Source organism: Sagittula stellata E-37 (assembly GCF_039724765.1).
Taxonomy (GTDB): Bacteria; Pseudomonadota; Alphaproteobacteria; order Rhodobacterales; family Rhodobacteraceae; genus Sagittula; species Sagittula stellata.
In genome coordinates this window covers 3,849,455-3,875,259 of sequence record NZ_CP155729.1, presented here as the reverse complement: position 1 = coordinate 3,875,259, position 25,805 = coordinate 3,849,455, and the positions used below count along the sequence as shown (strand labels likewise).

At 66.3% G+C, this 25,805-nt stretch carries 24 protein-coding genes; 11 read left to right on the top strand and 13 right to left on the bottom strand.

Annotation, left to right across the window (positions count from 1 at the left end):
- Positions 1-43 precede the first annotated feature (43 nt).
- From ABFK29_RS18490 to phnF, 4 genes are all read right to left on the bottom strand, one after another.
- Positions 44-676, bottom strand: a complete 633-nt coding sequence (locus ABFK29_RS18490; RefSeq protein WP_005861089.1) for a class I SAM-dependent methyltransferase — start codon at positions 674-676, stop codon at positions 44-46.
- Positions 677-678: 2 nt separating this feature from the next.
- Complete coding sequence (locus tag ABFK29_RS18485; RefSeq protein WP_005861088.1) at positions 679-1,896, bottom strand: DUF3419 family protein; 1,218 nt, start codon at positions 1,894-1,896, stop codon at positions 679-681.
- Positions 1,893-2,717, bottom strand: coding sequence for a UDP-2,3-diacylglucosamine diphosphatase (locus tag ABFK29_RS18480; RefSeq protein ID WP_347099716.1), 825 nt, complete (start codon positions 2,715-2,717; stop codon positions 1,893-1,895). Before ABFK29_RS18480 ends, ABFK29_RS18485 begins: the two co-directional genes overlap by 4 nt.
- 299 nt (positions 2,718-3,016) lie before the next feature.
- Positions 3,017-3,739, bottom strand: a complete 723-nt coding sequence (phnF, locus tag ABFK29_RS18475; RefSeq protein WP_005861084.1) for a phosphonate metabolism transcriptional regulator PhnF — start codon at positions 3,737-3,739, stop codon at positions 3,017-3,019.
- A gap of 64 nt (positions 3,740-3,803) precedes the next feature.
- Here phnF and ABFK29_RS18470 point away from each other — a divergent pair, with 64 nt between their 5' ends.
- From ABFK29_RS18470 to phnN, 3 genes are all read left to right on the top strand, one after another.
- The gene (locus tag ABFK29_RS18470; protein ID WP_332306610.1) at positions 3,804-4,559 is read left to right on the top strand and encodes an alpha-D-ribose 1-methylphosphonate 5-phosphate C-P-lyase PhnJ; all 756 of its coding nucleotides are present in this window, start codon (positions 3,804-3,806) and stop codon (positions 4,557-4,559) included.
- Positions 4,556-5,113, top strand: a complete 558-nt coding sequence (locus ABFK29_RS18465; RefSeq protein ID WP_005861077.1) for a GNAT family N-acetyltransferase — start codon at positions 4,556-4,558, stop codon at positions 5,111-5,113. Before ABFK29_RS18470 ends, ABFK29_RS18465 begins: the two co-directional genes overlap by 4 nt.
- Positions 5,114-5,264: 151 nt before the next feature.
- The gene (gene phnN / locus ABFK29_RS18460) at positions 5,265-5,807 is read left to right on the top strand and encodes a phosphonate metabolism protein/1,5-bisphosphokinase (PRPP-forming) PhnN (RefSeq protein ID WP_005861075.1); all 543 of its coding nucleotides are present in this window, start codon (positions 5,265-5,267) and stop codon (positions 5,805-5,807) included.
- Here phnN and ABFK29_RS18455 read toward each other — a convergent pair.
- A complete protein-coding gene (locus tag ABFK29_RS18455; RefSeq protein WP_040604851.1) occupies positions 5,789-6,469 on the bottom strand; it encodes a DUF1045 domain-containing protein in 681 nt (226 codons plus the stop codon). The two genes, phnN and ABFK29_RS18455, sit on opposite strands and share 19 nt — an antisense overlap.
- 25 nt (positions 6,470-6,494) lie before the next feature.
- On the opposite strand from ABFK29_RS18455, the gene ABFK29_RS18450 reads away from it, so the two are divergent.
- Entirely contained in the window at positions 6,495-7,661 is a 1,167-nt protein-coding gene (locus ABFK29_RS18450; RefSeq protein ID WP_005861071.1) for an alpha-D-ribose 1-methylphosphonate 5-triphosphate diphosphatase, read from the top strand.
- Between the two features lie 79 nt (positions 7,662-7,740).
- Here the strand turns inward: ABFK29_RS18450 and ABFK29_RS18445 are convergent, their stop codons facing one another.
- Genes ABFK29_RS18445 through ABFK29_RS18435 form a run of 3 tightly spaced genes read right to left on the bottom strand, consistent with a single transcriptional unit; the run spans position 7,741 to position 10,987 of the window.
- A complete protein-coding gene (locus ABFK29_RS18445; RefSeq protein ID WP_005861070.1) occupies positions 7,741-8,352 on the bottom strand; it encodes a hypothetical protein in 612 nt (203 codons plus the stop codon).
- Positions 8,353-8,355: 3 nt separating this feature from the next.
- Entirely contained in the window at positions 8,356-10,524 is a 2,169-nt protein-coding gene (locus ABFK29_RS18440; RefSeq protein ID WP_040604833.1) for a xanthine dehydrogenase family protein molybdopterin-binding subunit, read from the bottom strand.
- Between the two features lie 4 nt (positions 10,525-10,528).
- Positions 10,529-10,987, bottom strand: coding sequence for a (2Fe-2S)-binding protein (locus ABFK29_RS18435; protein WP_005861065.1), 459 nt, complete (start codon positions 10,985-10,987; stop codon positions 10,529-10,531).
- Between the two features lie 437 nt (positions 10,988-11,424).
- On the opposite strand from ABFK29_RS18435, the gene ABFK29_RS18430 reads away from it, so the two are divergent.
- The 5 genes from ABFK29_RS18430 to ABFK29_RS18410 all read left to right on the top strand — a co-directional run bounded on the left by ABFK29_RS18430 (position 11,425) and on the right by ABFK29_RS18410 (position 16,593).
- Positions 11,425-12,492 (top strand): NAD(P)H-dependent glycerol-3-phosphate dehydrogenase, encoded by a 1,068-nt coding sequence (locus tag ABFK29_RS18430; protein WP_005861063.1) that lies wholly within the window; start codon positions 11,425-11,427, stop codon positions 12,490-12,492.
- Between the two features lies 1 nt (position 12,493).
- Positions 12,494-13,276, top strand: a complete 783-nt coding sequence (locus ABFK29_RS18425) for an HAD-IIB family hydrolase (RefSeq protein WP_005861062.1) — start codon at positions 12,494-12,496, stop codon at positions 13,274-13,276.
- A gap of 3 nt (positions 13,277-13,279) precedes the next feature.
- Complete coding sequence (gene ggpS, locus ABFK29_RS18420; protein WP_005861060.1) at positions 13,280-14,785, top strand: glucosylglycerol-phosphate synthase; 1,506 nt, start codon at positions 13,280-13,282, stop codon at positions 14,783-14,785.
- A 164-nt stretch (positions 14,786-14,949) separates the two neighbouring features.
- The gene (locus tag ABFK29_RS18415; protein ID WP_005861058.1) at positions 14,950-16,176 is read left to right on the top strand and encodes a S8 family peptidase; all 1,227 of its coding nucleotides are present in this window, start codon (positions 14,950-14,952) and stop codon (positions 16,174-16,176) included.
- A 30-nt stretch (positions 16,177-16,206) separates the two neighbouring features.
- Positions 16,207-16,593 (top strand): hypothetical protein, encoded by a 387-nt coding sequence (locus ABFK29_RS18410; protein WP_005861056.1) that lies wholly within the window; start codon positions 16,207-16,209, stop codon positions 16,591-16,593.
- A 22-nt stretch (positions 16,594-16,615) separates the two neighbouring features.
- On the opposite strand, the gene ABFK29_RS18405 is transcribed toward ABFK29_RS18410, so the two are convergent.
- Both ABFK29_RS18405 and ABFK29_RS18400 read right to left on the bottom strand, forming a co-directional pair.
- A complete protein-coding gene (locus ABFK29_RS18405) occupies positions 16,616-17,623 on the bottom strand; it encodes an Ldh family oxidoreductase (RefSeq protein ID WP_005861054.1) in 1,008 nt (335 codons plus the stop codon).
- 57 nt (positions 17,624-17,680) lie between these two features.
- Positions 17,681-18,400, bottom strand: coding sequence for a sensor histidine kinase (locus ABFK29_RS18400; protein WP_005861052.1), 720 nt, complete (start codon positions 18,398-18,400; stop codon positions 17,681-17,683).
- A gap of 191 nt (positions 18,401-18,591) precedes the next feature.
- Between ABFK29_RS18400 and ABFK29_RS18395 the strand changes: the two genes are divergently transcribed.
- Positions 18,592-19,260: a response regulator gene (locus tag ABFK29_RS18395; protein WP_083803483.1), complete on the top strand. Its 669-nt coding sequence runs from the start codon at positions 18,592-18,594 to the stop codon at positions 19,258-19,260.
- Positions 19,261-19,440: 180 nt separating this feature from the next.
- On the opposite strand, the gene ABFK29_RS18390 is transcribed toward ABFK29_RS18395, so the two are convergent.
- From ABFK29_RS18390 to ABFK29_RS18380, 3 genes are all read right to left on the bottom strand, one after another.
- Entirely contained in the window at positions 19,441-20,217 is a 777-nt protein-coding gene (locus ABFK29_RS18390; RefSeq protein ID WP_005861048.1) for a hydroxypyruvate isomerase family protein, read from the bottom strand.
- Between the two features lie 43 nt (positions 20,218-20,260).
- Positions 20,261-22,471, bottom strand: coding sequence for an AAA family ATPase (locus tag ABFK29_RS18385; protein ID WP_347099714.1), 2,211 nt, complete (start codon positions 22,469-22,471; stop codon positions 20,261-20,263).
- A gap of 207 nt (positions 22,472-22,678) precedes the next feature.
- The gene (locus tag ABFK29_RS18380) at positions 22,679-24,403 is read right to left on the bottom strand and encodes a hypothetical protein (protein WP_005859360.1); all 1,725 of its coding nucleotides are present in this window, start codon (positions 24,401-24,403) and stop codon (positions 22,679-22,681) included.
- A 380-nt stretch (positions 24,404-24,783) separates the two neighbouring features.
- Here ABFK29_RS18380 and ABFK29_RS18375 point away from each other — a divergent pair, with 380 nt between their 5' ends.
- Positions 24,784-25,797, top strand: a complete 1,014-nt coding sequence (locus ABFK29_RS18375; RefSeq protein WP_005859358.1) for an ABC transporter substrate-binding protein — start codon at positions 24,784-24,786, stop codon at positions 25,795-25,797.
- Positions 25,798-25,805 lie beyond the last annotated feature (8 nt).

Sequence of the window (25,805 nt, the reverse complement as noted above, 5' to 3'; positions counted from 1 at the left end):
CTGGCGCGGACGGGATCGCGGGACCGCAGGGGCGGTCCGGCGCTCAGCCGGTCACCCGCGCGTGGACGGTGTAGCGGCGGTACAGTCCTCTGTGCTCCACGCGCGCCACACGCCCGCCGAGGTTGTCGAGCGTATCGGTCAGCCGGTCGCGAGGCGCGACATGGAACCGTGCGAGCCACGCCCGCAATCCGGTCCGGAACCACCGCGGGAGCCCAGCCTGATCGCCGAAATCGACGATATGCAACTGCCCGCCGGGAGCGAGATGGCGCAGCGCCTCGTCCACGGCGCGCTGCCAGTCGGGGATCATCGACAGGCAGTAGGAACAGACGATGTGATCGAAACGGGCGATGCCGAACAACGACTGCGCATCGAAGGTGCAGGCGTCCGCCTGCGCCAGCACCACGCCCGCGCCCAGCTTGCGCCGCGCCGAGAGCAGCATCTGCTCCGAGATGTCCAGCCCGTAAAGCCGCGCGTCCGGGTGGCGTGCGCGCAGGGCCGCAAGGTTGCGCCCGGTGCCACAGGCGATCTCAAGCACCGACTGGCCGGGGCGGACGTCCATCCGGTCGATCAACTCGTCGCGGCCCAGCAGGTAATATTTGCGAGTCACGTCGTAGAACAGCCGCTGATAGCGATAGACGTCGTCCATCAGCCGACCGTGATCCGAGGTCATCGTCATGTTCAGGCCTTCCGGTACAGGTGCACGCCGCCGTAGATGGCGGAGCGGTCGGTGGCGAAGGCGGTGGCGGAGGCGGCTTCATCATAAACCCATTGGCCGAGCAGAGCCTCTGGCACGCGCCCGGGCAGGATGTCCGCCGCGCCGCCGGTGCGGAACAGAACGCGGGCGCCGGGCCGGGCGGTGCGGGTGATCTGTTCCCACAGCGCGGTCAGCTGCGCATCTGTCATCCAGTCCTGCGCATCCAGCAGCACATAGACCGACTTCGACGCGGCGGGTGCCTCTGCCAGCGCGTCGGTGATCGAGCGGTTCCAGACCGACACACGGGGCGCGGCGGCGCGCACCGCCTCGAAGTTCTGTCGTTCCAGGTAGGGCGGCACTGGGCCATCGCCTTCGGGCTTGTAGGCGCGGGTCGCGGCCTGCCAGGCAAAGTAGGTCTCGGCGATGGGGAAATCGCAGAACAGCTTGCGCGTCCGTTCCCGCAATACCGGGATGACGTCGCCGCCCGCATCCGCCGCCAGCTTGTCGTATTGCGCGGGCGGGATGCCAAGCCCGAACAGCGACGCCCGACGCCGCGCGGCAAAACGCACCAGCCGCGTCTCGTACAGCGGCGCGATCTGAGTATCGAAGAAGACGCGCTGTTCCTGCAGCGTGGTGGCCGTCAGCAGACCGTCCCACCGCACGCCCGACATGCGGGTGACAAGATGCACCGCGCCAAGGAAACGGCCCAGCACGCCATACCGATGAAAGCCACGCGAGAACAGCGCCTTGCGCCGGATGAAACCTTCACGTCCCTGCCAGAACGCCCGTGCCTCCGGGTCCAGCCTGCGCAGGATGTAGCGGTCGAAGAGCGCCACGTTCCCGCGGCGGTCGGCATGGCCGAAGAGGTCGTAGAAAGCCGCGTGGTCGGGCAGGGTCTGGGCCGCCAGAAGCTTCAGCCGGTTCAGCTCCACGTGCCATGGCGACAGGTCCACCGCAGTGACGGAGGTTGGCGCCGCGACCAGGTACGACATCACGTTGCAGCCGCCCGAGGCGATGCACACGATGTCGTCCTCTGCCGTCAGGCCAAGCGCCACCATATCGCAAACCGGGTCCTCCCAGATCTGCGGGTAGACAAGGCCCCGGAACAGCCGGGCAAACATCCGGTCCGACAGCGTGCCCAGCGACCATGTGCGGTTCTGGTAGACGGCCTCTGCGATGAGGGCCTGCGTGGTGTCGCTCATTGCGCTTCCTGTTCAAGCTGTGCGTGTGACGACTGCGCGGCGATCCGGGCGCGCTTGCGGCTGCGCCGTTCAAGGACGAACTGCCGGTTCTTTCGGGCTTCCCAGTCTACCAGCCGCATCTCGCCCGCCGCGTTCTCGATGACCGCCGTGCAGCTTTCGACCCAGTCCCCGGTGTTGATGTAGCGGATGTCGCCGATCTCGCGGATCGAGGCATGGTGGATGTGGCCACAGATCACCCCGTCGAACCCTTTCTGACGGGCGTCGAGCGCCAGCACCTCCTCGAACTTGCAGATGTAGTTGACCGCTTGCTTCACCTGCTGTTTCGACCATTTCGACAGTGACCAGTACCGATGCGACCAGAGCCTGCGAACCATGTTGATCTTCGGATTGAGCCAGATCAGCGCGGCATAGGCACTGTCGCCAAGGCAGGCGAGCCACTTTGCGTTGGCCACCACCGCATCGAACTCGTCGCCATGGGTGACAAGGTAGCGCCGACCGTCCGCCGCCGTGAAACTGTCCTGCCGCTTCAGCTCGATCCCGCCAAGGTGCAGCCCGACATAGTCGCGAAAGACCTCGTCGTGGTTGCCGGGGATGAAGATCACCCGTGTGCCGCTACGCGCCTTTTCGAGGATCGCCTGAATGACCGCGTTGTGGTCCTCGGGCCAGTGCCAGCCCTTCTTCAACCGCCAGCCATCTACGATGTCGCCAACAAGGTAAAGCGTTTCCGCATCGTGCTTCGCTAGGAACTCCGCCAGCAGCCGCGCCCGGCAACCGCGCGTGCCGAGGTGGACATCTGACAGGAAGATCGTGCGATCGGTCACCGTTTCGTCCGCGCTTCTGGTTGCCATTCCAGATACGCATAGGCGGGCTATGTATCATCGGGGTGACTGTTTTGTATCGGTCCCGTGACCCGGCGCGCGCCGAACACATCAGGCGGTCCGAGGCTTGCGACCGACGCTTCTGGGATTGACGCGCTGCTTTTCACGCAATGGAAACCGAGGAAGGCCACGGTGCCGGCCTGCCGTGCAGACAAGGTCTAAATGTGGATGGCCCCTGAAGGGCGCTGCGCGTTGCGCGCCTTCATCACGGGCGTGACCCGGGCAGGGCGCGCGCCGGGACGTCAATCTTCCAGCGTCAGGGTGATCCGGTCGCCCGCCCACCATGTCCGCCCGAACTCTGTCGGCACGCCCTCGGTGTCGACGTTCAGGCTGGTGGTCTTCAGAAGCGGTGCGCCCTCCGGCAGGTGCAGGTGAATCGCCTGCATCGCCGATGCCGCCACGGCGGTGATCCGGGTCGAGGCGCGGGTATAGTCCGACACGCCCGCCGCGTTCAGCGCATGAGTCACGCCCTTGCCCTCCGCCAGAGCCTCCGGCAGTCCCGGCAGGCGGTCGAGCGGGTAGACCGACTCCGCCAGGGCCACCGGTTGCCCGTCGGAGAACGAAAGCGAATGGGTCGCCAGCACCCGCGCGCCTTCCGCCACCTCCAATACCTGTGCCTCGCCGGTACTGGCGTTGCGCACCTCCTGTCCCAGGATTTCTCGCCCCGGCGTCCGGCCCGCGCGGCGCAGGTTCTCGGTGAAGCGCACGCGCGCGCCGATGGGATACTGTGTCGGCGCAGCAGCCACGAAGACGCCCGATCCCCGGCGCGACCGCAGCACGCCGGCCTCCACCAGCGCCGCCACCCCGTGCCGCACCGTGTGCCGATTCACCCCGAAGCGCTCCGCCATCTGCGCCTCGGTCGGCAGCTTGTCTCCCGGGAGATAACGGCCTTCGGCAATCTCTTCCCGCAGTGCGCGGGCAATTCCTGCCCAGAGCGGCGTCCGCTTTGATGGTTCCTTGCCCAAGGTGCACACTTTCCGACTCGCGCCCGAGGGCGTCATCTGCAATAATGAGTCTAGTTGTATAGATATGGCGGGATTTGTCGAGATGAAGAGCCTTGACGACGACACGAAGGGCACCGGCGACCAGCATGCCGTGCAGGGCACTCTGGAACGGACGCCCCTGTCCCGGGCGCTCCGGCCGTCTTCACGGAGCCTCGCGCCTTGCCGGGTCCTCGCCCTTTCCTTGGGCCTTTCGCGAAGCGGAAGAGGGAACCTGTCTCTGGGCAAAGTTGGTTCGGGACGGACCTTCGAAGGTTCTGAGTCCGGTCAATGCCGCAGGGTTTTATACTCCTCGTCCCGGGTGAGGACCAGGAAGGGGAAGGTCAGGAGAGGGGGCGAGGGGGACATGTCAGGCCAAGAGGGCAAGGCCCGCAACGGGTACACAGTCCACGGTTGCGGCCCGAGGCACGTCAAGCTCCATGAATCCAGTCGCCGCCACGGCCACGCCGCCACCGCCCCGTTGGAGGGCCGCCATGTCTTGGGCCCCGCACCGGTCCCGCCTTTCGAAAATCCCGGGCCGGGCGGCTGCCCGGCGATCCGACCGTTCGATGCCGGACACGAGCCGGTGTGCCATACCCGGATACCTGACGGCCGGATGGCCAGCCCCGGCATCGAGGATCAGCCGTTCGGGGCCTCGGAGCCCGATCGCCACTGCGGGACCGAGGACAGCCATTTCGACGCGGTGATCGCCGAGAACCGTGGCGGGCGGCTATTCGACTACCCGGCGATGGCCCACTGCGAACTCCGGAAGGCACAGGGTTCACGGGGGGAAACGGCGGCATGAGCGATCTTATCCTGCGTGCGCCAGAGGAACGCGACATCCCCGCCCTGCACGAAATGATCCTGCGCCCCGCCGTGCAATGGGGCACCGGACGGCTGCCCTGGCAGAGGGCGGACTGGGTGGCAGAGCGGGTGCGGGCCAGGACCGAAGGGGTCCACAGCCTCGTGGCGGAGAAGGATGGCAGGGTTGTCGGCTGGACAACCCTGACGCGCGGCCCGGACCGCCGGTCGCACTCCGGGTCGCTGGCGATCACCGTCCACGACCTGCATCACCGGCAGGGGATCGGTCGGGCGCTGATGGCCGCGATCCTCGACCTCGCAGACAGCTGGCTGGGCCTGATCCGGACGGAGCTGGAGGTCAACTTGGACAACCACGGGGCCATCGCGCTGTATCGGGCGTTCGGTTTCGAGGACGAGGGCATCCGGCGCGCCAGCCTGTTGCGTGACGGCGTCTATGTGGACAGCCTGCTCATGGGCCGGCTGATCGCGCCACGCCCCTTGGCCTCTCAGCTGCCGGGTTTCGCGACGACATCCGATGGCTCGGAGGACGGAGCTTGAGGGCGTGCTTCGCCGGTGGCGGTCTGACCTTCGGGGCCGGCCCGGGCGCGACGGAGGGACCTCTGCGCAGCCGGGTTTCGTGCCCGAGCCACGGCCTCGGGGAAGGGCGTGAAGGCCGTAGCGACCGTTGGCGGCCCGGTGGAGGCCGGCCATGAGCGGCCGGCTGATCGCGGTGGTCGGGCCCTCGGGTGTCGGTAAGGACAGCGTGATGCAGGGGATCGCCGCGGCTTCACCCACGGTCGGGCTGGTGCGGCGGGTCAGCACCCGTGATGCGGCGGCGGGCGGCGAGGTGTTCGATGCCGTGACGCCCACGCGGTTTGGCGAGATGCGCGCCCAAGGGGCGTTTTGCCTTTCCTGGCAGGCGCACGGGTTGTCCTACGGCATCCCGTCGCGCGTGCTGGAGGCAGTGCGGGACGGCGCCGAGCTGGTGGCGAACTTGTCGCGGTCGGTCCTGCCCGAAGCGCAGGCGCAATTCCCGTGCGTCGTGGTGCTGAACCTGACCGCCACGCCAGAGACGCTGGCCGCGCGGCTGGCGGGGCGGGGGCGGGAAAGCGCGCCCGAGATCGCCCGGCGGCTGGCGCGGGCAGGCTATGCCTTGCCCGCGGGCATGACCCGCATCGACGTTTCGAACGACGGCCCGCTGGAGCGCACCGTCACCGAGGCGCTGGCGCGGCTTCACCCGGTGAGGGCGTAGCGATGGATCAGCTCGAACCGGCCATCGGGACGTTCGCCGCAAAGGCAGATGTCGGCCATGACGAAAGGTTCCGGCAGCGGGGGGAGGGCGTCCGTGATTGCGGCCTCGACGGCGTCAAGGATGTCCTTCTCGACCTTGCCGGTCAGCGTCAGGTGGAAACGGAACTGGTCGAGCACGTAGGGGTAGCCCCACTTGCGCAGGTGATGGTCCTGCCGGTCGGTCAGCCCGGCCTTGCGGCGGCGGTCGAGTTCGGCCACGGACGGGGGCGTGCGGAAGGCGTCGAGCTCGGTCACGCAGGCGGCGGCGATGCGGCCGATGCCGGAGATGTCTCCGGTGGGGGTCAGCGCGAACCAGCGGCCCAGCCGGGTGAGCGCGAGGCCCGCCGCGCGGGCGGGGGCGGTGCGTTGCGCCAGCGTGGCCACGGCTTCCTTGAGGTCGGGCAGGCTGCCCTGCAGGTGGAAAGGCGGCTTCAGCGTACCGTGAAAGCCGTACTTGCGGGGCGCCCGGGTGATCTGTTCGATGGGCGGCACGGTGGCGGGCAGGGCGGTTTGCGCCACCTCTGCCCCGGCGATGGCATCCCAGCCCAGCCAACCGGCGCCGAAAGTCTGCAACGCGCCCTCGGACGGCATGAAATACACAGCGTAACGGGAATGGTCTGACATGAACTCTCCGGTCTTTTCGAGCGACATGACACGCGGTGATGACAGGCGCGTGTCGGCCTCCTTCTGCCTTGCCAATGCCCGTCTGGTTCTGGACGACCGCGTGGTGACGGGCAAGCTTTGCGTGGAGGACGGGGTGATCGCGGAGATCCGCGAAGGCGCGGACGTGCCGGCGGGCGCGGTCGACTGCGGCGGCGATTTCGTGTTGCCCGGGTTGATCGAATTGCACACCGACAACCTGGAACGGCACATCCAGCCGCGCCCGGGCGTTGACTGGCCGCATGTCGCGGCGCTGTTGGCGCACGACGGGGAGCTGGCGTCCTGCGGGATCACCACAGTGTTCGACGCGATGCGGGTGGGATCGATCCATTCGGGCAAGGGGCGCTATGCGCAATACGCGCGGGGACTGGCGTCCGAGATGATGGCGCTGCGGGGCGCGGGGGCGATGCGGATCAGCCATTTCCTGCACCTGCGGGCTGAAATCTGCTCAGAGACGCTGCTGGACGAGCTGGCGGCCTTCGGGCCGGAGGACCGGGTCGGCATCGTCAGTCTGATGGACCACACGCCGGGGCAGCGGCAGTTCCGCGACCTCGCTAAGATGAAGCAATACGTCGCCAAGAAGCGCAACATGTCGGATGCGGAATTCGACGCGCATGTGGCGCACCTGAAGGGCCTGCAGGCGGAATACGGTATCCGGCACGAGGCAGGCGCGGTCGAGGAGGCGCGGCGGATCGGCGCCGTGCTGGCCAGCCACGACGACACGACGGAGGATCAGGTGGCACGGAGCGGTGCGTTGGGTGTGGGCTTTGCCGAGTTTCCGACCACGGTGGAGGCGGCGGAGGCCTGCCGTGAGCAGGGCATCGCGATCATGATGGGCGCGCCGAACGTGATCCGGGGCGGGTCGCATTCGGGCAATGTTTCGGCGCTGGCGCTGGCGGAGTTCGGCCTGCTGGACATCCTGTCGTCGGACTACGTGCCGTCTGCGCTGCTTCTGTCGGCGTGGCGGCTGGGGGCGCTGTGGGACGACCTGCCGCGCGCGGTGCGGACGGTGACACAGGCTCCGGCGCGGGCGACGGGCCTGACGGACAGGGGGGCTCTGGCAGAGGGGCTGCGGGCGGATCTGCTGCGGGTCGAGCCCTTCGGTGACGCGCCGGTGCTGCGCGGGGTCTGGTCGCGCGGGTGTCAGGTGGGGTGAGGCGTGGGCGCGCTATGCGGCAGCCCCGCAAAAGGATCAGGCCGCCCGGGGAGCGGCCTGATGTTCGTTGCAGCAGAGGTCAGCCCGGGCAGGCGGCGCCTGTCTCGATCCAGGCTTCGGTGAGCTGGCCGAAGATTTCCTGCGTGCCCGGCGCGGGGGTCCGGCCTTCGCCCGGCTCCCATCCCCAGCCGACGAGGCCGTCCTCGGCGTTGTGCTCGTGCAGTTCCGCGAGCGACTTGCCACCGTTGGTCTCCGGGTCCTTGAGCTGGGCGCAGATCTCTGCTGCCGACTTGCCGATCCAGCCCATTTCCAGCGGTGCAAGCTGCCACGGGCTGTGGCCGGGGATCGACCCCGTGCCGGTCTCGAAGGCGTAGTTCTCCTCGCCGTGGCAGGTGTTGCAGCGCATGCCCGGCGCGCCGAAGTCCGCGTCGCCGCGCACCACCGGCGGCATGTGGATCGTCATCTCGTCGCCTTGCCGCGGGGTGTTGTCCACCGGGTGGCAGTTCAGGCAACGCGGGCTTTCGATCACGACCAGCATCTCTTCGAACAGCGAGACGGAGCGTTCCGTTTCGTCAGTGATGCCGTCGAATTCGTCCACGGTGCGCAGACCGTTGACAGTTTCGGCGAAGGCAGGCGCCATGAGGGCCGGGGCGACGCCAACGAGCGCCGCCATGAGAAGTGTTTTGTTCATGGGTCAGGCCTCCATGTTGGCGGTAAAGGGCAGGCGGGTGACGGTCTTGCCCGTAAGAGCGCGCCATGCGTTGGCAACGGCCGGGCCGATGGGCGGCAGGCCGGGTTCGCCGACGCCGGTGGGATCGGCGTCGGACTGGATGATCTCGACCACCACTTCCGGCATCTCGTGGATGCGCAGCATGCGGTAGGTGTCGAAGTTCGACTGTTGGACCTCGCCGCCGTCGCCCAGCGTGATCTCGTCGAAGAGGACGGAGCCGAGACCATAGCCGATGCCGCCCTCCATCTGGGCGCGGATCACGTTGGGGTTGACTGCGACGCCGCAGTCGACGGCGCACCACACGCGGTGGACTTTGGGGAAACCGCCCTGGTCCGAGACTTCGGCGATCTCGGCGACGTAGGTGTTGAAGCTTTTCACCAACGCGATACCGTAGCCCTTGCCGTCACGCACGGTGGTGCCGTCCCAGCCGGCCATTTCGGCGACCTTTTCGAGCACGCCACGATATCGGTCGCCGTCTTCTCTCAGCAGGTCGAGGCGGCCTTGCAACGGGTCCTTCCCCTGCGCTTCGAGCACCATGTCCAGGAAGACCTCGGCGGCATAGCCGGTGTGGCTGTGGCCGACAGAGCGCCACCAGAGCACGCTGACCGGGTTTTCCTGTGCGGCCCAGCCGACGCGGGAATGGCCCAGGTCATAGGGCAGGTTCGACGACCCTTCGTAGGAGGTCGGGTCCATGCCGTCCTGCATCATCTGCGCCATGGGGCCGCCCGCCATGATCGACTGGTTGGCCACCACGTTTTCCCAGCCCAGAAGCGCGCCGCCCTCATCCAGACCGGCGCGGAAGCGGTGCACGGTCAGGGGGCGGTAGTATCCGCCGTGGATGTCGTCTTCGCGCGTCCAGACCAGCTTGTAGGTCCCGGGACCGGCGGCCTTGCCGATCTCGGCCAGTTCGGAGGCGAAGTGCGCGGTGTCCTGCGCGCGACGGCCGAAGCTGCCCCCGGCGTACAACACGTTGATCTTCACGGACGCCGGGTCGAGCCCGAGCGGACCGGCGATGGCGGACAGGTCGAGGGTCGGGAACTGAGAGCCCATCCAGGCCTCTGCCCCGTCCTCGCGCACTTCCAGAACACCGTCGAGCGGCTCCATCGGGGCGTGGGCGAGGTAGGGGAAGCGGAACTCGGCCTCGATGACCTGCGCGGCGCCGGCGATGCCTGCGGCACCGTCGCCGTGGACCTCCGCATCGCGCCCGCCCTCGGCAGCGGCGGCGGAGAACGCCTCGTACATCTCGTCGGTCGAACGGGTCTCGGCCGCGCTGTCGTCCCATTCGACGGTCAGCGCGTTGCGGCCCTTGATCGCCGCATATGTCGATGTGGCGTAGACGGCCACGCCCTGCGGGATCTGGTGGACCGCCTCGACACCCGGGACCTTCAGCGCCTCCGCGTCGTCGTAGGAGGCGACGGTCGCGCCGAACTTCGGCGGGTGGGCGACGACCACGGTCAGCATCCCATCGCGGTAGATGTCCATGGTGAAGGTCGCGGTGCCGTTCGACTTGGCGGCGGTGTCGAGCTTGGGCAGGTCGGTGCCGATCAGGCGGAACTGGTCGGCGGACTTCACGGCCGGATCCTGGGGCACCGTCTGCATCGCGGCCTTTTCGGCCAGCGCGCCGAAGCCCGAAGAGTGACCGTCGGGATGGCTGACGGTGCCGTTCTCGACGGAGATCTCGCTGGCGGGAACGCCCCATTCCTCGGCGGCGGCGGCGACCAGCATGGCGCGGGCGGCGGCCCCGGCCTTGCGCATCTGCATATAGCTGTTGGCCATGGCGGTGGAGCCGCCTGTGCCCTGCATGCCGAAGGCGAGGTTCTTATAAAGTTCGGTGTTCGCGGGCGCGCTTTCGGCGCGCATCTGCGACCAGTCGGCGTCCATCTCCTCGGCGACGAGGGTGGCGAGGCCGGTGTTGGGGCCTTGGCCGAACTCGATATGCTTGATCATCACGGTCACGGTGTCGTCGGGCGCCACGCGGACAAAGGCGTTGGGGGCAAAGGTGCCCTCGGTGCCGTCGCCTTCGAAGGCGAGTGCGGCACCGGATTGGGCGCGCCCGGCCATCGGCAGCGTGAGGCCGATCACCAGACCGGCGGAAGAGGCGAGGAAGCCCCTGCGGGACAGTTGCTTGTTCATGGGATCAGCCCTCCAGCGCGTCGGCGGCATCGTGGATCGCCTTGCGGATGCGCACGTAGGTGGCGCAGCGGCAGACATTCCCGGCCATGGCATTGTCGATGTCTTCGTCGGTGGGGGCGGACTTTTCCCGCAGTAGCGCGGTGGCGCTCATGACCTGGCCCGACTGGCACCAGCCGCACTGCGGCACGTCGAGGCCGGCCCACGCCGCCTGAACCGCCTCGACCTCGGGGCCTTCCATGCCCTCGATGGTGGTGACGAAGCTGCCGTCGACCATGGAGATCGGTGTCACGCAGGAACGCCGCGTCATGCCGTTGAGCATCACCGTGCAGGCGCCGCATTGCGCGACGCCGCAGCCGAATTTGGTGCCCGTGAGCTTCAGCTCGTCCCGCAGCACCCAAAGCAGCGGCGTGTCCGGGTCGACGTCTACGGTCACCTCCTCGCCGTTCAGTTCGAAAGAGATCATCTGGCTAGCCCTCCCTGTGGGTATTCGCTTTGCGGGGAAATAGAGCGCGCACCGGCCTCGTCCATGGCTGCAAAGAAAAAATCGGAGGGGCGCTCCGTTTATATGCCCGAGACGGTGGACCTGCGCAGTCAGACGGGCGCGCACCGCCTATTTGATCAACAATTTTTCCTTATCGCATAACGACTTTGCTGCGTTGCGGCGGAAAGCCGTTGGTTTCGGTGGCCATCCGTTCTATTTTCATGACGTGGCGATGGACGGCATGTCCATGCCCGAGGGTCCGGGTTGGCAGCCGGTATGCCGACCCCCGCGATGCCGCCTGAAACGGCTGGTGACGCACCCGGTATATGGCTGAACGAAACGTAAACAGAGTATCCTGAAAGGAGCTCCCCATTAAGGATTCATCTTATCAACCCGCCGCCCCCTATGACCGTGTCGCCGTGCTGGGCGCCGGTAGCTGGGGCACCGCGCTGGCCACTGTGTTGGCGCGCAACGGTCGTCAGGTGAAACTCTGGGCGCGCCGTCCCGACCAGGCCGATGCGATCAACGCGGGCGGCCAGAATGCCGATTACCTGCCGGACGTGCCGCTGCCCGAAGGCTTGACCGCCACCGCCGATCTGGCCGAGGCGCTGGACGGGGCGGAGGCCGTGCTGATGGTCACGCCGTCCTCGACCCTGCGGCCCATGTGCCGGGCCATCGCTCCGCATCTGCCGAAGGATGTGCCGGTGGCGCTGGCCTGCAAGGGTGTCGAGCGTGGTACCGGCCTGTTGCTGTCGGAAGTCGTGTCCGACGAACTGCCGGGGCACCCGGTTGGCGCGGTGTCCGGCCCGACCTTCGCGCGGGAGACAGCGCTGGACCATCCCACGGCGGCAACCGTGGCCTTTCACTTCCGCTATGCCGACCGGCTGGCGCCGACGTCGAGCCCGGCGGCCCGTCTGGCGCTGTCGTTGTCCGGAAACGGGTTCCGGCCCTACGTGTCGGACGACCTTGTCGGCGTCGAAGTCGGCGGCGCGGTCAAGAACGTGATCGCCATCGCCTGCGGGATGATGTCGGGCGCGGGCTTTGCCGAGAACACCCGCGCCGCGCTCATCACGCGCGGCATCGACGAGATGAAGCGGCTGGCGCAGGCGCTGGGAGGACGGCGCGAGACAGTGACCGGCCTGTCCGGCGCGGGAGACCTGACGCTGACCTGTTCGTCGACGACGTCGCGCAACATGTCGCTGGGTTATCAACTGGGGCAGGGCATCCCGCGGGTGTCGTGTTTCGAGGGACGCCCGGTGGTGGTCGAGGGCGAGGTCAACGCGGTTTCGGTCATCGAACTGGCGCAGCGCGTGGGTGTTCCCATGCCGATCTGCGAGACGGTCAACGCCGTGCTGCACGAGGGCGCCGATCTGCAGGAGGCGTTCAGCACGCTCTGGGCGCGCCCCATCGAGGCAGAGCCGCAGGCGCTGGACCTGTCGATTGCCCATCCGCAACCCGACGTGCCGCTGCAATTCGGAGAAAGCTGACATGAACGTACATGCCACATCGCGCCCGCCCATCGCCGCGCGCCGTATGACGCTGGCCACCGATCTGGACGGAACCTTCCTTGGCGGCACCGACGCCGAGCGGGACAGGCTTTACGGCTGGATCGAAGCCAACCGCGCCAGCGTCGGGCTGATCTTCGTCACCGGGCGCGACCCGGAGTTCATCATGGAGATGTGCCGCGAGAAGGGCCTGCCCTGGCCGGAATACGTGGTCGGCGACGTGGGCACCACAATCGCCGAGGTCACGGCGGACGGCCATGTCACGCCCATTGCCAGACTGGAAGAGGACATCGCCGAGCGCTGGGGCGACAAGGGAGAGCTGGTGCGTGTGACGCTGGACGGCCATCCCGGCCTGACGCTGCAACCGACCGCCTTCCGCTATCGGGTCAGCTATGACCTCGACCCCGCCGACTTCGACGCCAACGCAAAGGAACGCGTGGCGGAGATGGGGCTGGATTGGCTGATTTCCGACAACCGCTATTTCGACGTGCTGCCGAAAGGGGTCTCGAAGGGGCCGTCGATCCGGCGGCTTGTCGACCACCTGGGCATCCCGGAGGCGCGCGTGCTGTGCGCCGGGGACACGCTCAACGACCTGTCCATGCTGGAGAGCGGCCTGCCGGCCGTGGCCGTGGGCAATTCCGAAGCCGACCTGAAGGCGCGGCTCGATGGCTGCAAGACCGTCTACCACGCAAAGGCGCACGGTGCGGCGGGGATCCTCGAAGCCATCGCCGCGCTTGACCTGCATGACACCCCGAAAGGAGCCTGAACCATGCCATCCGATCTGGTGATCGTTTACCACCGCCAGCCCTATGAAGAAGTCGAAGTCGACGGCAAGATCGAGTTCCGGGAAAACAAGAGCCCCAACGGCATCGTCCCCACCCTCAAGAGCTTCTTCGGCCGCTTCGACAAGGGCGCCTGGGTGGCATGGAAAAACGCCGACGATCCGTCCAACCCGGGCTTTGAACGGGTGGTGGAGATCGAGGACCAGCACGGCAAGTACTCCGTGTCCCGCCTGCCGCTGACGCCGGAACAGGTGACGTCCTTCTACCACGTTTCCTCGAAAGAGGCGTTCTGGCCGATCCTGCATGGCTTCAAGGAACGCTACAACTACGACCCGGTCGACTGGTCGACCTTCCGGGAGGTGAACTGGGCCTTCGCGGAGGCCGCCGCCGCCGAGGCCGCGCAGGGGGCCGTGGTGTGGGTGCACGACTACAACCTGTGGCTGGTGCCCGGTTACCTGCGGACCCTGCGCCCCGATGTTAAGATCAGCTTCTTCCACCACACGCCGTTCCCGCCCGCCGACATCTTCAACGTGCTGCCCTGGCGGCGCGAGATCCTCGAGTCGCTGCTGGCCTGCGACGTGGTGGGCTTCCACATCCCGCGCTATGTGAACAATTTCGTCTCCGCCGCGCGGTCGCTGCTGGAGGTCGATACCCAGAAGCGCGAGAAGGTGAAGGACGAGTTGAACGCCCAGACATCCGCCCTGTCGGAGCAGTCGGTCATCACCGAGGTCGCCTATGACGGGCGCACGGTGCTGCTGCAGGCGAGCCCGGTGGGCGTTGACGTGGACTACATCGAGACGCTGGCGCAAAGCGAGGAGACGGCGAAGCGGGTCGGCGAGATACGCGAGGGCCTGAAGGACCGCCAGTTGATCCTGTCTGTGGGCCGGACCGATTACACCAAGGGCGGCATCGAGCAGCTCGAGTCGTTCGAGCGGATGCTGGAAAACCGCCCCGACCTGCGTGGCAAGGTGCAACTGATGCACGTTTCGGTCAGCGCGAATGCCAACATGACCGCCTATCAGCAGATCCAGGAGGATCTGGAGTCGATTGCGGGTCGGATCAACGGACGGTACGGCAATTTCGACTGGCAGCCGTTGTTGCTGATCTCGAACCCGGTGCCGTTCACCGATCTCGTGGCCTTCTACCGGGCGGCGGACGTGGCATGGATCACGCCGCTGGCAGACGGCATGAACCTTGTCTGCAAGGAGTTCTGCGCGGCCCGCACCGATGGCGACGGTGTGCTGGTGCTGTCGGAATTCGCCGGCGCGGCGGTGGAACTGGCGACCGCGGTTCCGACCAATCCGTTTTCGCACAAGTCCATGGACTCTGCCATCGAGTTCGCGCTCGCCATGCCGGAGGAAGATCGCCGTGGCCGGATGAAGGTCAACCGCGCGATGGTGCAGAAGCAGGACATCCGCTTCTGGGCCGAGGACCAGATGCGCGCCTTCAGCACGCCAAAGGAGAAGACGGCGAGCGCCGCGGAACCGGCCTGAGCGACCGCTATCGCGTGACGGAGTACTTCAGCGGACGGGCGTGGGCCCGTCCGCTTTTTCATATCCGGCTACCCGCAATACGGGAAATGTGGTAGAATTCTTCATTCATTGATTTTCGGCGGCCCGCTCTGGCCGCATTTTCAGCACGAAGGGGGATTTGTCCCGTGGCCCGTTTTCTTGCCTTGCCGAAGAACGACCCTGTCATCGCCTCGCTCAGCATGGCCGATGTGACCATGGCGCCCGAAGCACGCGCCGAGCAGGTCACACGTGTCATGGAGGCGCGCCGCCGTCTTGGTGCGCAGACCCGGGGGCCGGAGCCTGCCGCCCGCGCGCGCATGCGCTCGGCCGAGATCGTGTCCCACCCGGAGGAGACGACGTCGGTGACCGGCGTGATGGTCTTCGACATGGCGGACCCGGAGGAACTGGAGCGTCTTAAGACCGACCTGCCGAACTACGAAGTGGTGGAGGATCTGCCGCTGTCGCTGATCCCGCCAGTGCGTGCCACGGCGGGCCATTCCGAGGCGGAGGGGCTGGACCTCTGGCATCTCGACGCGGTGGCTGTGGCCAACGCCCGGGCGGCGGGTTTTGGCGGCACGGGGCGTGGCGTGGGTGTCGCCATCCTCGACACGGGGGTGGACGAGGTGGCGGAAATCGCCGGGCGGGTGGCGTCGGCTTTCCGGCTGGACCGCAGCACGAGCGAACCGGTCGCGATCCAGACCGAGGACACGGAAGGCCATGGCACCCATGTGGCGGGGCTGGTGGCCGGTTCGCAGGTCGGCGTGGCCCCGGAGGCGGAGCTGATGAACTACATCATGATCCCCAACGCGCTTGGCAACATATCGGACTTCATCTTTGCCATCGACTTCGTGGCACGGCGGCCGGAAATCTCGATCCTCAATATGTCGGCGGGGATTCCAGGCTTTCACGGCGCGATGAAGTCCTCGGTCGGTCTGCTGAAACGCATGGGCATCCTGCCGGTGGTCGCGGTGGGCAACGAGGGTCCGAACACCAGCCGCAGCCCCGGCAACTACACGGAGGTGCTGTCAGTCGGCGCCGCCAACCGCCATGGCCGGGTGGCAAGTTTCTCCTCTGGCGGGAGCATGGTTGCCGACGCGCAAAGCTACACCGTGCCGGACCTCGTGGCGCCGGGGGCGGAGGTGACGTCCTGCGTGATGGGTGGCGGCTATGAGGCTTGGGACGGCAGTTCGATGGCGACGCCGCTGGTCTCGGGCATCGCCGCGCTGATCCTGGAGCGGCTCCCGACGATCACCCTGCCGGACCTGAAGGAGGAGATCATCGGCGTCTTGCAGCCTCTGTCGGGCGTGGATGCGCTGCGGCAGGGTGGCGGGCTGCTGCAACTGCCGTCTCACATGTGGCAGGCTGTGTCCTGAGTCGGCACACGCTTTCAGGGGGCGGTCTGGATGGATGATGAAAGTCTGAAGAAGTTGCAGGCGGAACTGGGCGCCAGGCCGTCCGGCGGGACGGAACGTATGATCCTGCAGACCGTGCGGCCCACCCGCAGCCGCGGTGGCCCGTCCCCTGCACCGGAGGCCTACCCGGACCGCACCGCCTATCGCAAGGCGTTGATCGACTTCGAGGACGGGCAGGGTGCACCGGATCTGGACGCACTTGTGGGCAAGTTGCAGGCGTTGGGATTGAAGACCTCGGTCGCGCGCGGTGTGCAAGCGGTTGTGGTCGAGGGCGCCCCGGAGGCGCTGAGCCGCGCGCTGGAGGCCGAAGAGGTCGAGGACGCGGAGTTCGACCGCGCCGTGGACATGGTCCGGCCGCGGCGTCCGTCGAAGGAATAGGCGCGGGCCTCGTGGTCGGCGGTCAGAGCGCTTTCAGGTCGTCGTAGAGCGACTGCGCGATTTCTGCGTAGCCGCGTTCACGGTTGCGGGCGCGTGCGGCATAGCGGCGCTCTGCCGGAAGACGCGCGCCTTGCCCGGCGATCTCGGCAAAGAGCGCCTCGGCCGAGGTTTGGCCCGCGTCGGCGCGTCCACCCGACAGGCGCGCCGGGTCGAAGGCCACGATGATCTGGCCGTGGTAGGGCGCCTCCGGGCGGCCCTCGGCATAGGCCATGCTTTCCAAGCTGGTCATGTCCCCGATCAGCGGTCCGGCCAGCAGTTCGACCATCAGCGACAGGGCAGAGCCCTTGTGGCCGCCGAAGGTGCACATTGCGCCCCGCATCGCGGCCTCAGGATCGGTTGTGGGCTTGCCGTCCGCGTCCAGCGCCACGCCTTCGGGCAGGGGCTTGCCCGCGCGTCGGTAGAGCTCGATCTCGCCGCGCGCGAAGGCGGAGGTGGCGAGGTCGAAGACCAGCGGGTCGGTGTCGCCGCGCGGCCACGCAAAGGCGATGGGGTTGGTGCCGAGCGCGCCGCGCGTGCCGCCCGCAGGGGCAACCCAGGCGTGGCTGGGCACCATCGAAAGCGCGGAAAGCCCTTCGCGGGCAAGCTGTTCAACCTCGGGCCAGAGGGCGGAGAAGTGGTAGCAGCGGTTGACGGCCAGTGCCGCCACACCGAAGCGGCGCGCGCGTTCGATCAACAGTGGCAGCCCGCTCTGCGTCGCCAGTAGAGAGATGCCGCCCCGCGCGTCTGCCCGCACCACGGCGCTGTCGTCGGTGACGATATCCGGCTCTGCCGTGCCGTCGATGGTGCCCCGGCGCATTGTCTCGACGCACATGAACAGGCGGAACAGCCCATGAGAGCCGCAGTCGTCCATCTGGCAGGTCGTGAGAAAACTGGCGATGGCCCGCGCGTGGGCTTCGCCGTACCCGGTGCGGGTCAGGATGCCATGAGCCAGGTCGTGGATCTCATCGGGGGTCAGGCGGATCTGGGTCAAGATGTGGTCCTCTGGGCGCGCAGGTGCCTTTCGGGATACATCAAGTCTTGGCGTTGCTCAAACGATCGGCTCGGGCGCCAGCGGCAGGTCTATCTTCACCGTGCAGCCACGCCGGGCGGGGCCGTCGGCGATGGCGATGGCGCCGCCGATGTTCTTCACAACCTTTTTCGCCACGGCGAGGCCCATGCCCGCCGTGCCGACCTCATCCTTGGCGCGCAGGGTGAAGAGCGGTTCGAAGACCTTCTCTCGGTAGTCGGGTTCGATGCCCGGCCCGTCGTCGGTCACGGTCAGGACAATGCGTTCGCCGTGACGCGTTGTCCCGACAGACACATGGCCATGCGCCGCGTCGTGGTGGCGGACACAGTTCGAGAGGACGGCGAAGAGCATGCGGTCCAGGTCGTTGCCAGGCGCGAGGACCGTGCCCTCCGCACCCGTCAGGTCGAGTTCGAAGCCCTCTGACCCGGGTACGCGGCGCCAGGCGTCGAGCAGGGCCTCGGTCAGCGGGTGGAGATCCGGGGTGTCGGCCAGCCGCCCGACACGCGACAGCTCTGTCAGGCCGTCGAGCATGAGGTCGAGCCCGCGGGCATAGTCGCGCAGCATGGTGACGTGTTCCCGGACGTCCACCGGAATGGCGTGGCCGGCGGCATCGAGGTCTTCTTCGATCCATTCGGGAATGACGCGCATGGCACGGGAATAGGTCTTCAGATCGTGCGTAACGATATACAGGTAGGATTCGAAATCCCTTTCCGCTTCGTCCGTTTCTGTAAGATCCTTCATTTTCCTGCCCATTCCGAGGATTATTGGTTGTAAGTGTATTCGTAACATTCAGCCGGAGCATCGCCAAACACTTCCCTCAGATAGTTTTGCGAAATTTCTCGTTAATTAATTGGAGGGCTTCATGCGGGATTAAGAGTTTCTCCCATTATTCTCCCGGGCATTGAGTGACCCGGAACCTTGGGAGAAGACGGATGGCTGAGACGGATAGAGGGGATGGTATGCTGGCGGCCGGCGGCCAGGATGGCGCCAAACAGCGCGGCGTTTTCGAGGTGCTGGTCCTGGACGACAGCGCCTTCGATCTGAACCGGATCAAGCGCGCCTGCGGCAAGACCGGCCTGCCCGTGAACACCCGCCTGTCGACGTGCCTGGAAGAATTCGAGAAGGCGCTCGATGAGCGGTCATATGACGTTATTTTTATTGATTATCTTCTGCCGAAAGGGAATGGCCTGCACGCGCAGAGACTGGTGAACAACCACCCCATGAACTTCGGTGCTGCGGTTGTGATGATCTCGTCCGAGATGCGCACGGATGTTGCTGTCGCCTCGATGAAGAAGGGGTCGATGGACTGCCTCAGCAAGGACGCGCTGGACCCGGACAAGCTGAGGGAATTGATGATCGCGTCTGCCAAGGTGTTTTCGGAGGCGTCCCGCCACTGGATCGGCGAATTGCTGGCGCAGCAGAGGGTCCAGATTTCACAGGACGTGGCGAAAGTCATACGCGACGAAATGGAATTCGGTAGATTTGTCGACACAATCGACAAGCGTATCATCGATATGCTTTCCAGCAAGGGGTTCGCGGAGCCGGAAAACTGGAATGTCTCCTACCTTTTCGATTCCGATGAGCCGCTGCGGTTTCGCTGAATCCATTCCGGGCCGTCGGACTGCGGTCACAAACGGGTGTCACATTGTGTGGCGTGGATGAACCGCTCAACAAACGCCCTGTCTTGACCCGACATCGGGGCATGAGTGGGGCCAGTCTTCATTGCAGATTCAGGACTGAAACACGCCAGCCCGGCGCCTTTTGCGACACAGACCTGTCGATCATATGCCGCGCGCGCGGGACAGCCATCCCAGAGTGGCATCGGTATCGGAACCGGGGCGGTATTCCGCGCCAAGCGGGGCCGTCCAGCCCAGAGCGGCGATCTCTTGAAAGACGGCGGCGTAATTGAGCTCGCCCTGGTCTGGGGGACCACGGTCGGGCGCTCCGGCGAACTGGATGTGACCGATCAGCGGCAGGAGGTCGCGCAGGTGATGGATGACGTCACCTTCGGCGCGCTGAACGTGGTAGCAGTCGAACATCAGTTTCAGGTTCGGAAGGCCCAGCGTTTCGATGATCCGGCGCGCATGGCCGGTATCGCGCAGGAAATACCCCGGCGCGTCCTTTTGGTTGATGGGTTCGATCAGGATCGTAAGGCCGTGCGGCTTGGCGAGCGCGCAGGCATGGCGCAGGGCATTGTGATAGGCAGCATGGGCTTTCGGACCGCGCGACTTCCCCGCCATCACGTGCACCATGCGCGCGCCCAGAGCCACGGCTCCGTTCACTGCCTCGGCGATGGCGGCGTGGGCCTCGGCCTCTCGCCCGGGCACCGCAGAGAGGCCGAAGTCCCCGGGCCGCGGCCCGCGCCGTGTGTTGACGCTCAGCATGGGCAGGCCGGTCTCGGCCATGGCAGCGCACAGGGAGTCCACCGGAGCGTCGTAGGGCCAGTGGCATTCGACCGCGTCGAAGCCCGCTGCCCCCGCCGCCCGTATCGCGTCGGACAGGGGCCTGTCGGTCCAGAGAAACCCCAGGTTTGCCGAGAATGCCAAGCGGTCCGTCATGCCGGACGCCCTGCTGCGCCGTCATTGTCTGGCTGCGGACCGCTCATGTCGCAACAATCTCCACCCGACCGCCATCGTCGGCATGGTAGCGCACGTCCAGCGTGCCCGCCGTTTCCGGCGCCGACAGGATGGTGCGCGCGATGGAGGGATAGACCTCCGCGGCAAAGAACCCCGGGATGCCGCGCGCGCCGTGCACCGGGTCGTAGCGGTCGGCGCAAAGCGCGGAGACCTGCTCTGGCGCCATGGCGATCGTGACCGCGTGCCCGGCGGCCCGGATGCGCGCGTTGACCTTCCGCAATTCCCGGTTGGCGATTTTCTCGATCAGTTCCAGCGGCAGCGTCCGGAACCCGATGATGTTCTGCCGGCCATTGAACCGGTTGAGGAACTCTGGCCGGAAGGTGCCTTCCAGATCGCGCATCGTCTCTTCCATCGCCGCGGCAAATTGGAGGTCTGCGTTGAGGAAATGCGCCTGACCGATGTTGGTGGTCATCAGGATGAGCGTGTTCGCGAAGCTGACGGTCAGCCCGCGATTGTCGGTCAGCCGTCCGTCGTCCAGCACCTGGAGGAAGACGTTGAAGACGTCCGGATGCGCCTTCTCGATCTCGTCGAAGAGGATGATGGAATGCGGATTGCGGCGCACGGCGTTGGTGAGGATGCCGCCTGCCTCATAGCCTTCGTAGCCCGGCGGCGCGCCGATCAGCTTGGCCAGCGCGTGCTTCTCCATGTATTCCGACATGTCGAAACGCAGCATCGCCTTTTCGTTATCCTTCAACGCCATGGCCAGCGTCTTGGCGATCTCGGTCTTGCCGACACCGGACGGGCCGCAGAACATGAACGACCCCTGCGGCTTGTCCGGTTCCTTCAGCCCCGCATTGGCCATCAACACCGCGCCGACCAGTTTCTCGACCGCATGGTCCTGGCCGTAGACCCGCGCCTTCAGCGTCTGATCGAGCGTCAGGAGCTTTTCGCGTTCGTCCTGGTTCAGCTTCTCGGCGGGGATGCCGGAAATCGCCGAGAACTCCAGCGTGACGGCGGCTGCGCCCAGCGCGAGACCGGCGTTCATCTCTTCCTGCAGGGTGTCGAAGGCCCGCTTGTTGTCGGCGATGGCGGTCGTGGCCTGCCGGATCTCCTGCAGGATGCGGTTTTCCTCGCGCGAGCCGAAGCCCGCGCCCCCGGAAAGACGGGCCGAGAAGGTGGGCGCGGCCTCCGTCGGGGCAGCCTCGGCGCGTTCCTTCTGCCGTTCTCCGGACAACTGCTCTTCAAGGGCCAGCAGCAGCTCCTCTCCGCTGCGCTGCGCGTTGCGCAGGGCGGTCAGCCGGTCGGTCTTTGCCGCCCAGTCGGTCTCGGCGGTCGCCAGCATCCCCTGCAGCTCGTCGCGCTGGCGGACGATGTCGGCAGAGCGAGCGGCGTCCGGCAGTGCCTCGATCTCCGCCAGCGTGGCGCGAAGGCGGGCCAGGTGCGGCGGTCTGCGGTGCACCGTCTGCCGGTAGGACGTGAGCGCCCGGTCGATCAGGTTGAGCGTGCGTTCAGGCTGGGCGCGCGATAATGACAGATCCCCGACGTGATACTTGGACGTCAGATCGATCGCCGCGGCGATGGCCTGCTCCGTGACGGGCACGCCGTGGTGGGCCGTCAACCGCCCGGCGCCGACTAGGGCGATCTCCTTCAGGGCGTCGGGATCGGGCTCGCGGATCTCCAGTAGGGTGAAGACCTCACGCATGTTGGAGTGGCACTTGAGAACGATTTCCAGATCCTCGTCCCGCGCTTCAAGAATGCACTGATATCGCCCCGTCAGCACGTCGCGCATGACGGCATTGATCAGATGGGTTGTGCCGTTGTTGCGCGCGGCTTCGATGAAATCGCGGAAATCGTCGATCAGCAGGACGGAATTCGCGGTGCGCAGCAATGTCCGGCGCAGTTTCTCGAACCCTTCCGAGATGCGCGCGTGGGTCCCGGAGGAAAACAATCCGTCGGTGTCGAGCCAGAACAGCCGCTTGGCAAGGACGTCGAAAGGCAACGAGACATCGGTCTTTGCCGCTTCGAGCCCGATGCAGATCGAAGTTGCGCCAACACCGCCCGGCCCGACGAGCAAGACGTTCGATGCGGTGTGACGCATGAGCATCCCCGAGATCTGGGTCAGTTCCCTCGACCGTCCGACCAGACGGAAATTCTGTCGCTGTGCCAGCAGGTCCGCCCCACGGATCAGGTAGTCGACGACGTGTTCAGGCATCGGCGTGCCGATTGACGAGGTCATTCAACGATGTGACGGGTCGCCTCGCTGTCGCGAGGCGACCGGCCGGGGGGCATCGCCCCCCGGACCCCCCAAGGGTATTTAGACCAAGATGAAGGGATGGGTTCGTCTTCATCTTGGATGAAATACCTCCGGGGGTCCGGGGGCGGAGCCCCCGGCGGATCGGATCGCGCAGCGATCCGAGGCCGGAAAGTGTGATCACTCGGTGGGTCATGACCCGTTCCGGGATTGGCCGAGACCGAACGGGTTCGGTGTGGTCTGCGGCTCTTCAGACGCTTTTGCGGTATCGTCCGCTGCGGGGGGGCGGGCGCCGCCCTTGCCGCCCGCGACGTCCGCCGCCACCGAGAGCGATTCCTTGACCGCCGCTTGTGTCTCAGCGGTCTGGCGTTCGATCTTCGCGAGCAGATCGCGCGTTTCCGAAAGGCCTTCACGGGTGATCGAGGTGGCGGCCCGGATGGTCTCGCCGTATTCGGAGAGTTCGGACAACGCGTTCGTCAGATCCTGGTTGATCTCCTTCGTGCCGAGCGCCACGCGGATGACTTCGCGTTGGCCAAGTTCCGCGGTTGTGCGGTTCATACGTTCGAGGCTGATCTTCGCCGCTTCGGAGCTTTCGCCCAGGGCAGCAGCGGAGACGGCCTGCAGAACGGTCGACAGCTGGTCCGCCACGCCTGCAACGCCGGAGGTATGAAGCTGGCGGGTCTTGGCGACCTGCTGTTCGTTCGCTTCCTTCATCGAATGGATGCGGTGGCCGGAGGCGGTCAGTTCCGCCAGCACAGCCGTGGTGTCCACCGACGACCGTCCCAGGTTCGAGATATAGGCGTTGATGTCGCGTTCCAGCCGTTCCTGCCCAAGCTTTTCAAGATCGCTGGCGGCGCCATCGATGGCCTTGCGGATCTCTTCGCGGCGGGCTTCGTTGCGGGTATCGACCTCTTTCGTCGCGTCCGAGAGGATCGCGTACATCGAGCGCATGGTGAAATTGGCCTCGTCGAGGTTCTCGATCTGCCCGTTCATGCCGTTGAAGTGACCGAGCACGCCGGAGACCCGGGCTTCGGTCGTGTCGATGAAATCCTGCGCGGACTTCACCAGCGCCTCCTGCCGGGCCCTGTGCTCTTCCGAGGTGATATCCAGCAATTCCTTCAGCTTGGCCTTTTCCGCCGCGAACTCGGCGTATCGCGCGCTTTGCGGGGCGCCGGCGTCGAGCGCCTTCATCTCTGCCAGAACGCCTTGCAGCTTCTTCGTGTCGGCCGCCAGGGCGACCTCGTTCTGGGCCATCTTGTCCTGCGCCGTTTTCTTCACCCCGCCGAAGCCGAAGAAACCGCGGTCGTCCTTGAGAAAGCCGTTCTCGGCCTTCAGCGCTCGGATATTGTCTTCGAGGTCGAGCATCTGTTCGCGCAGCACAGCCCTCTTTCCGGATCGCTTCTTCTCGTCCTCGCGCTCCTGCAGAAGCTCCTGGAAGATGTCGAAGGTCACGCCGTTCATCCGCAGCGTGTAGACGGCGTCGACGATATCGGTGAGCGGGCCGATACGCCGTTCGAAGGTCATCAGCGCGGTGTTGATGTCCTCGAACACCTGTTTGAGTTCGCCGAAGGCCTCCGTGTCGGTCAGAGCGATGATTTCCTGCGCCATGCGCTTGCGTTCGAACTGCAGGTATTCCTTGAAGGCGTTGAAGGCGGCGAGGTTCTCGCGCGCTTTCGCGCGGTCGTCGGTGAAGGTCAGGGCCTGTGTCACCCGGTCGAGCTTGTCCTGCGGCGTGGCGCTTTCGTCGAGCATGATCCTGAAGAACGGGTTGTCCTGGATCGCGGCAAAAGCCTGGCCCGCGGTTTTGCCAGTGCCTCTTGTTTCGGCATCCGTCTGTTCGGCGGGGGTGCTGTGGGCCTTCACAAAGTCCCGGGCGGACGTGATCTTGGCGGCTTTGGGCTTGGCGGCTTCCGACATGAAATACCTGTTCCTCAATAGCGGGCTCGGCGGAACCCGATGGATCAATTGTGGCTCACGATACATCCCGCGTTGGGTTTTGGAAGCGTGTTTGTCATTTTTTCGGTCGGGTTCAGTCTGTTGCAGTAGGAGGCGCTGCGGACGGCCCGCAGTGATCGGGCGCGTGTGCCTGTCGGAGCGATCGCCGGAGCCGATCGGGCGGCGCGGCCCGATCAAAGGCGCACGCGGGGCGTTGCGCGAAATTTGGGCGCGAGGCGCACGCGTGCCCGATTTTTGCACGTTTCGCTTCACCCGCGCGCCTGCGCCATGGCAGGGTGATTGCCGGGCCCCCGCCCTGACGGACGAAAAGGGGGCACACAACCTGACAGGGGAGAGACACCGTGCTGCATCGCAATCTGTTCGCGCTCGCCGGTCTGTCGCTGGCCACCGGACTTTCCACCGGGGCCGCCGCCGAGACCGACATGCCGTTCGCACTGGACTGGAAATTCGAAGGGCCGTCCGCGCCGTACTTCGTCGCCATCGACAAGGGCTTTTTCGGCGATGCCGATCTCACGGTGGAGGTGACCGCCGGGCAAGGCTCGCTCGACGCCATTCCGAAGGTCGCCACCGGCGCCTTCCCGGTGGGTTTCGCGGACATCAACTCGCTCATCAAGTTCCTCGACCAGAACCCCGGCGCGCCGGTGACGGCGGTCATGATGATTTACGACAAGCCGCCCTTCGCGGTTGTCGGACGCAAGTCGCTGGGGGTCGAGACGCCGAAGGACCTTGAAGGCAAGGTGCTGGGCGCGCCGCCGCCGGACGGCGCATGGGCGCAGTTCCCGATCTTCGCCGCCGAGAACGATCTCGACATGGACGCGATCACGGTGGAACCGGTGGGCTTTCCGACCCGCGAGCCGATGCTGGCGGAGGGCAAGGTGGCCTCCGTGACCGGCTTCAGCTTCTCGTCCTTCCTCAACCTCGTGCGGCTGGGCGTGCCGGAGGACGACATCTCGACCATCCTGATGGCGGATCACGGCGTCGACCTGTACGGCAATGCGATCATCGTCAACACCGACTTCGCTGCCGAGAACCCGGAGGCCGTGAAGGGCTTCCTCGAGGCCGTCGCCATGGGCTGGAAGGATGCGATCGCCGATCCGGCGGGCGCCACCGAAAGCCTGCTGGAGCGCAACCCGGCCGCGGATGCCGGCCTGGAAGAGCGCCGCCTGCAACTGGCCATCGACGCCAACGTGGTGACCGACTGGACGCAGGCCAACGGCTTCGGCGGGATCGACGACGCCCGCATGGAAAACGCCATCGAGCAGATGAAACTGACCTACGCGTTCCAGAACGAGCCGGACGCGGCGTTGTATTTCACAGACGCCTACCTGCCGGACAGCGGCTTCGCGCTGGAATGACAGGACAG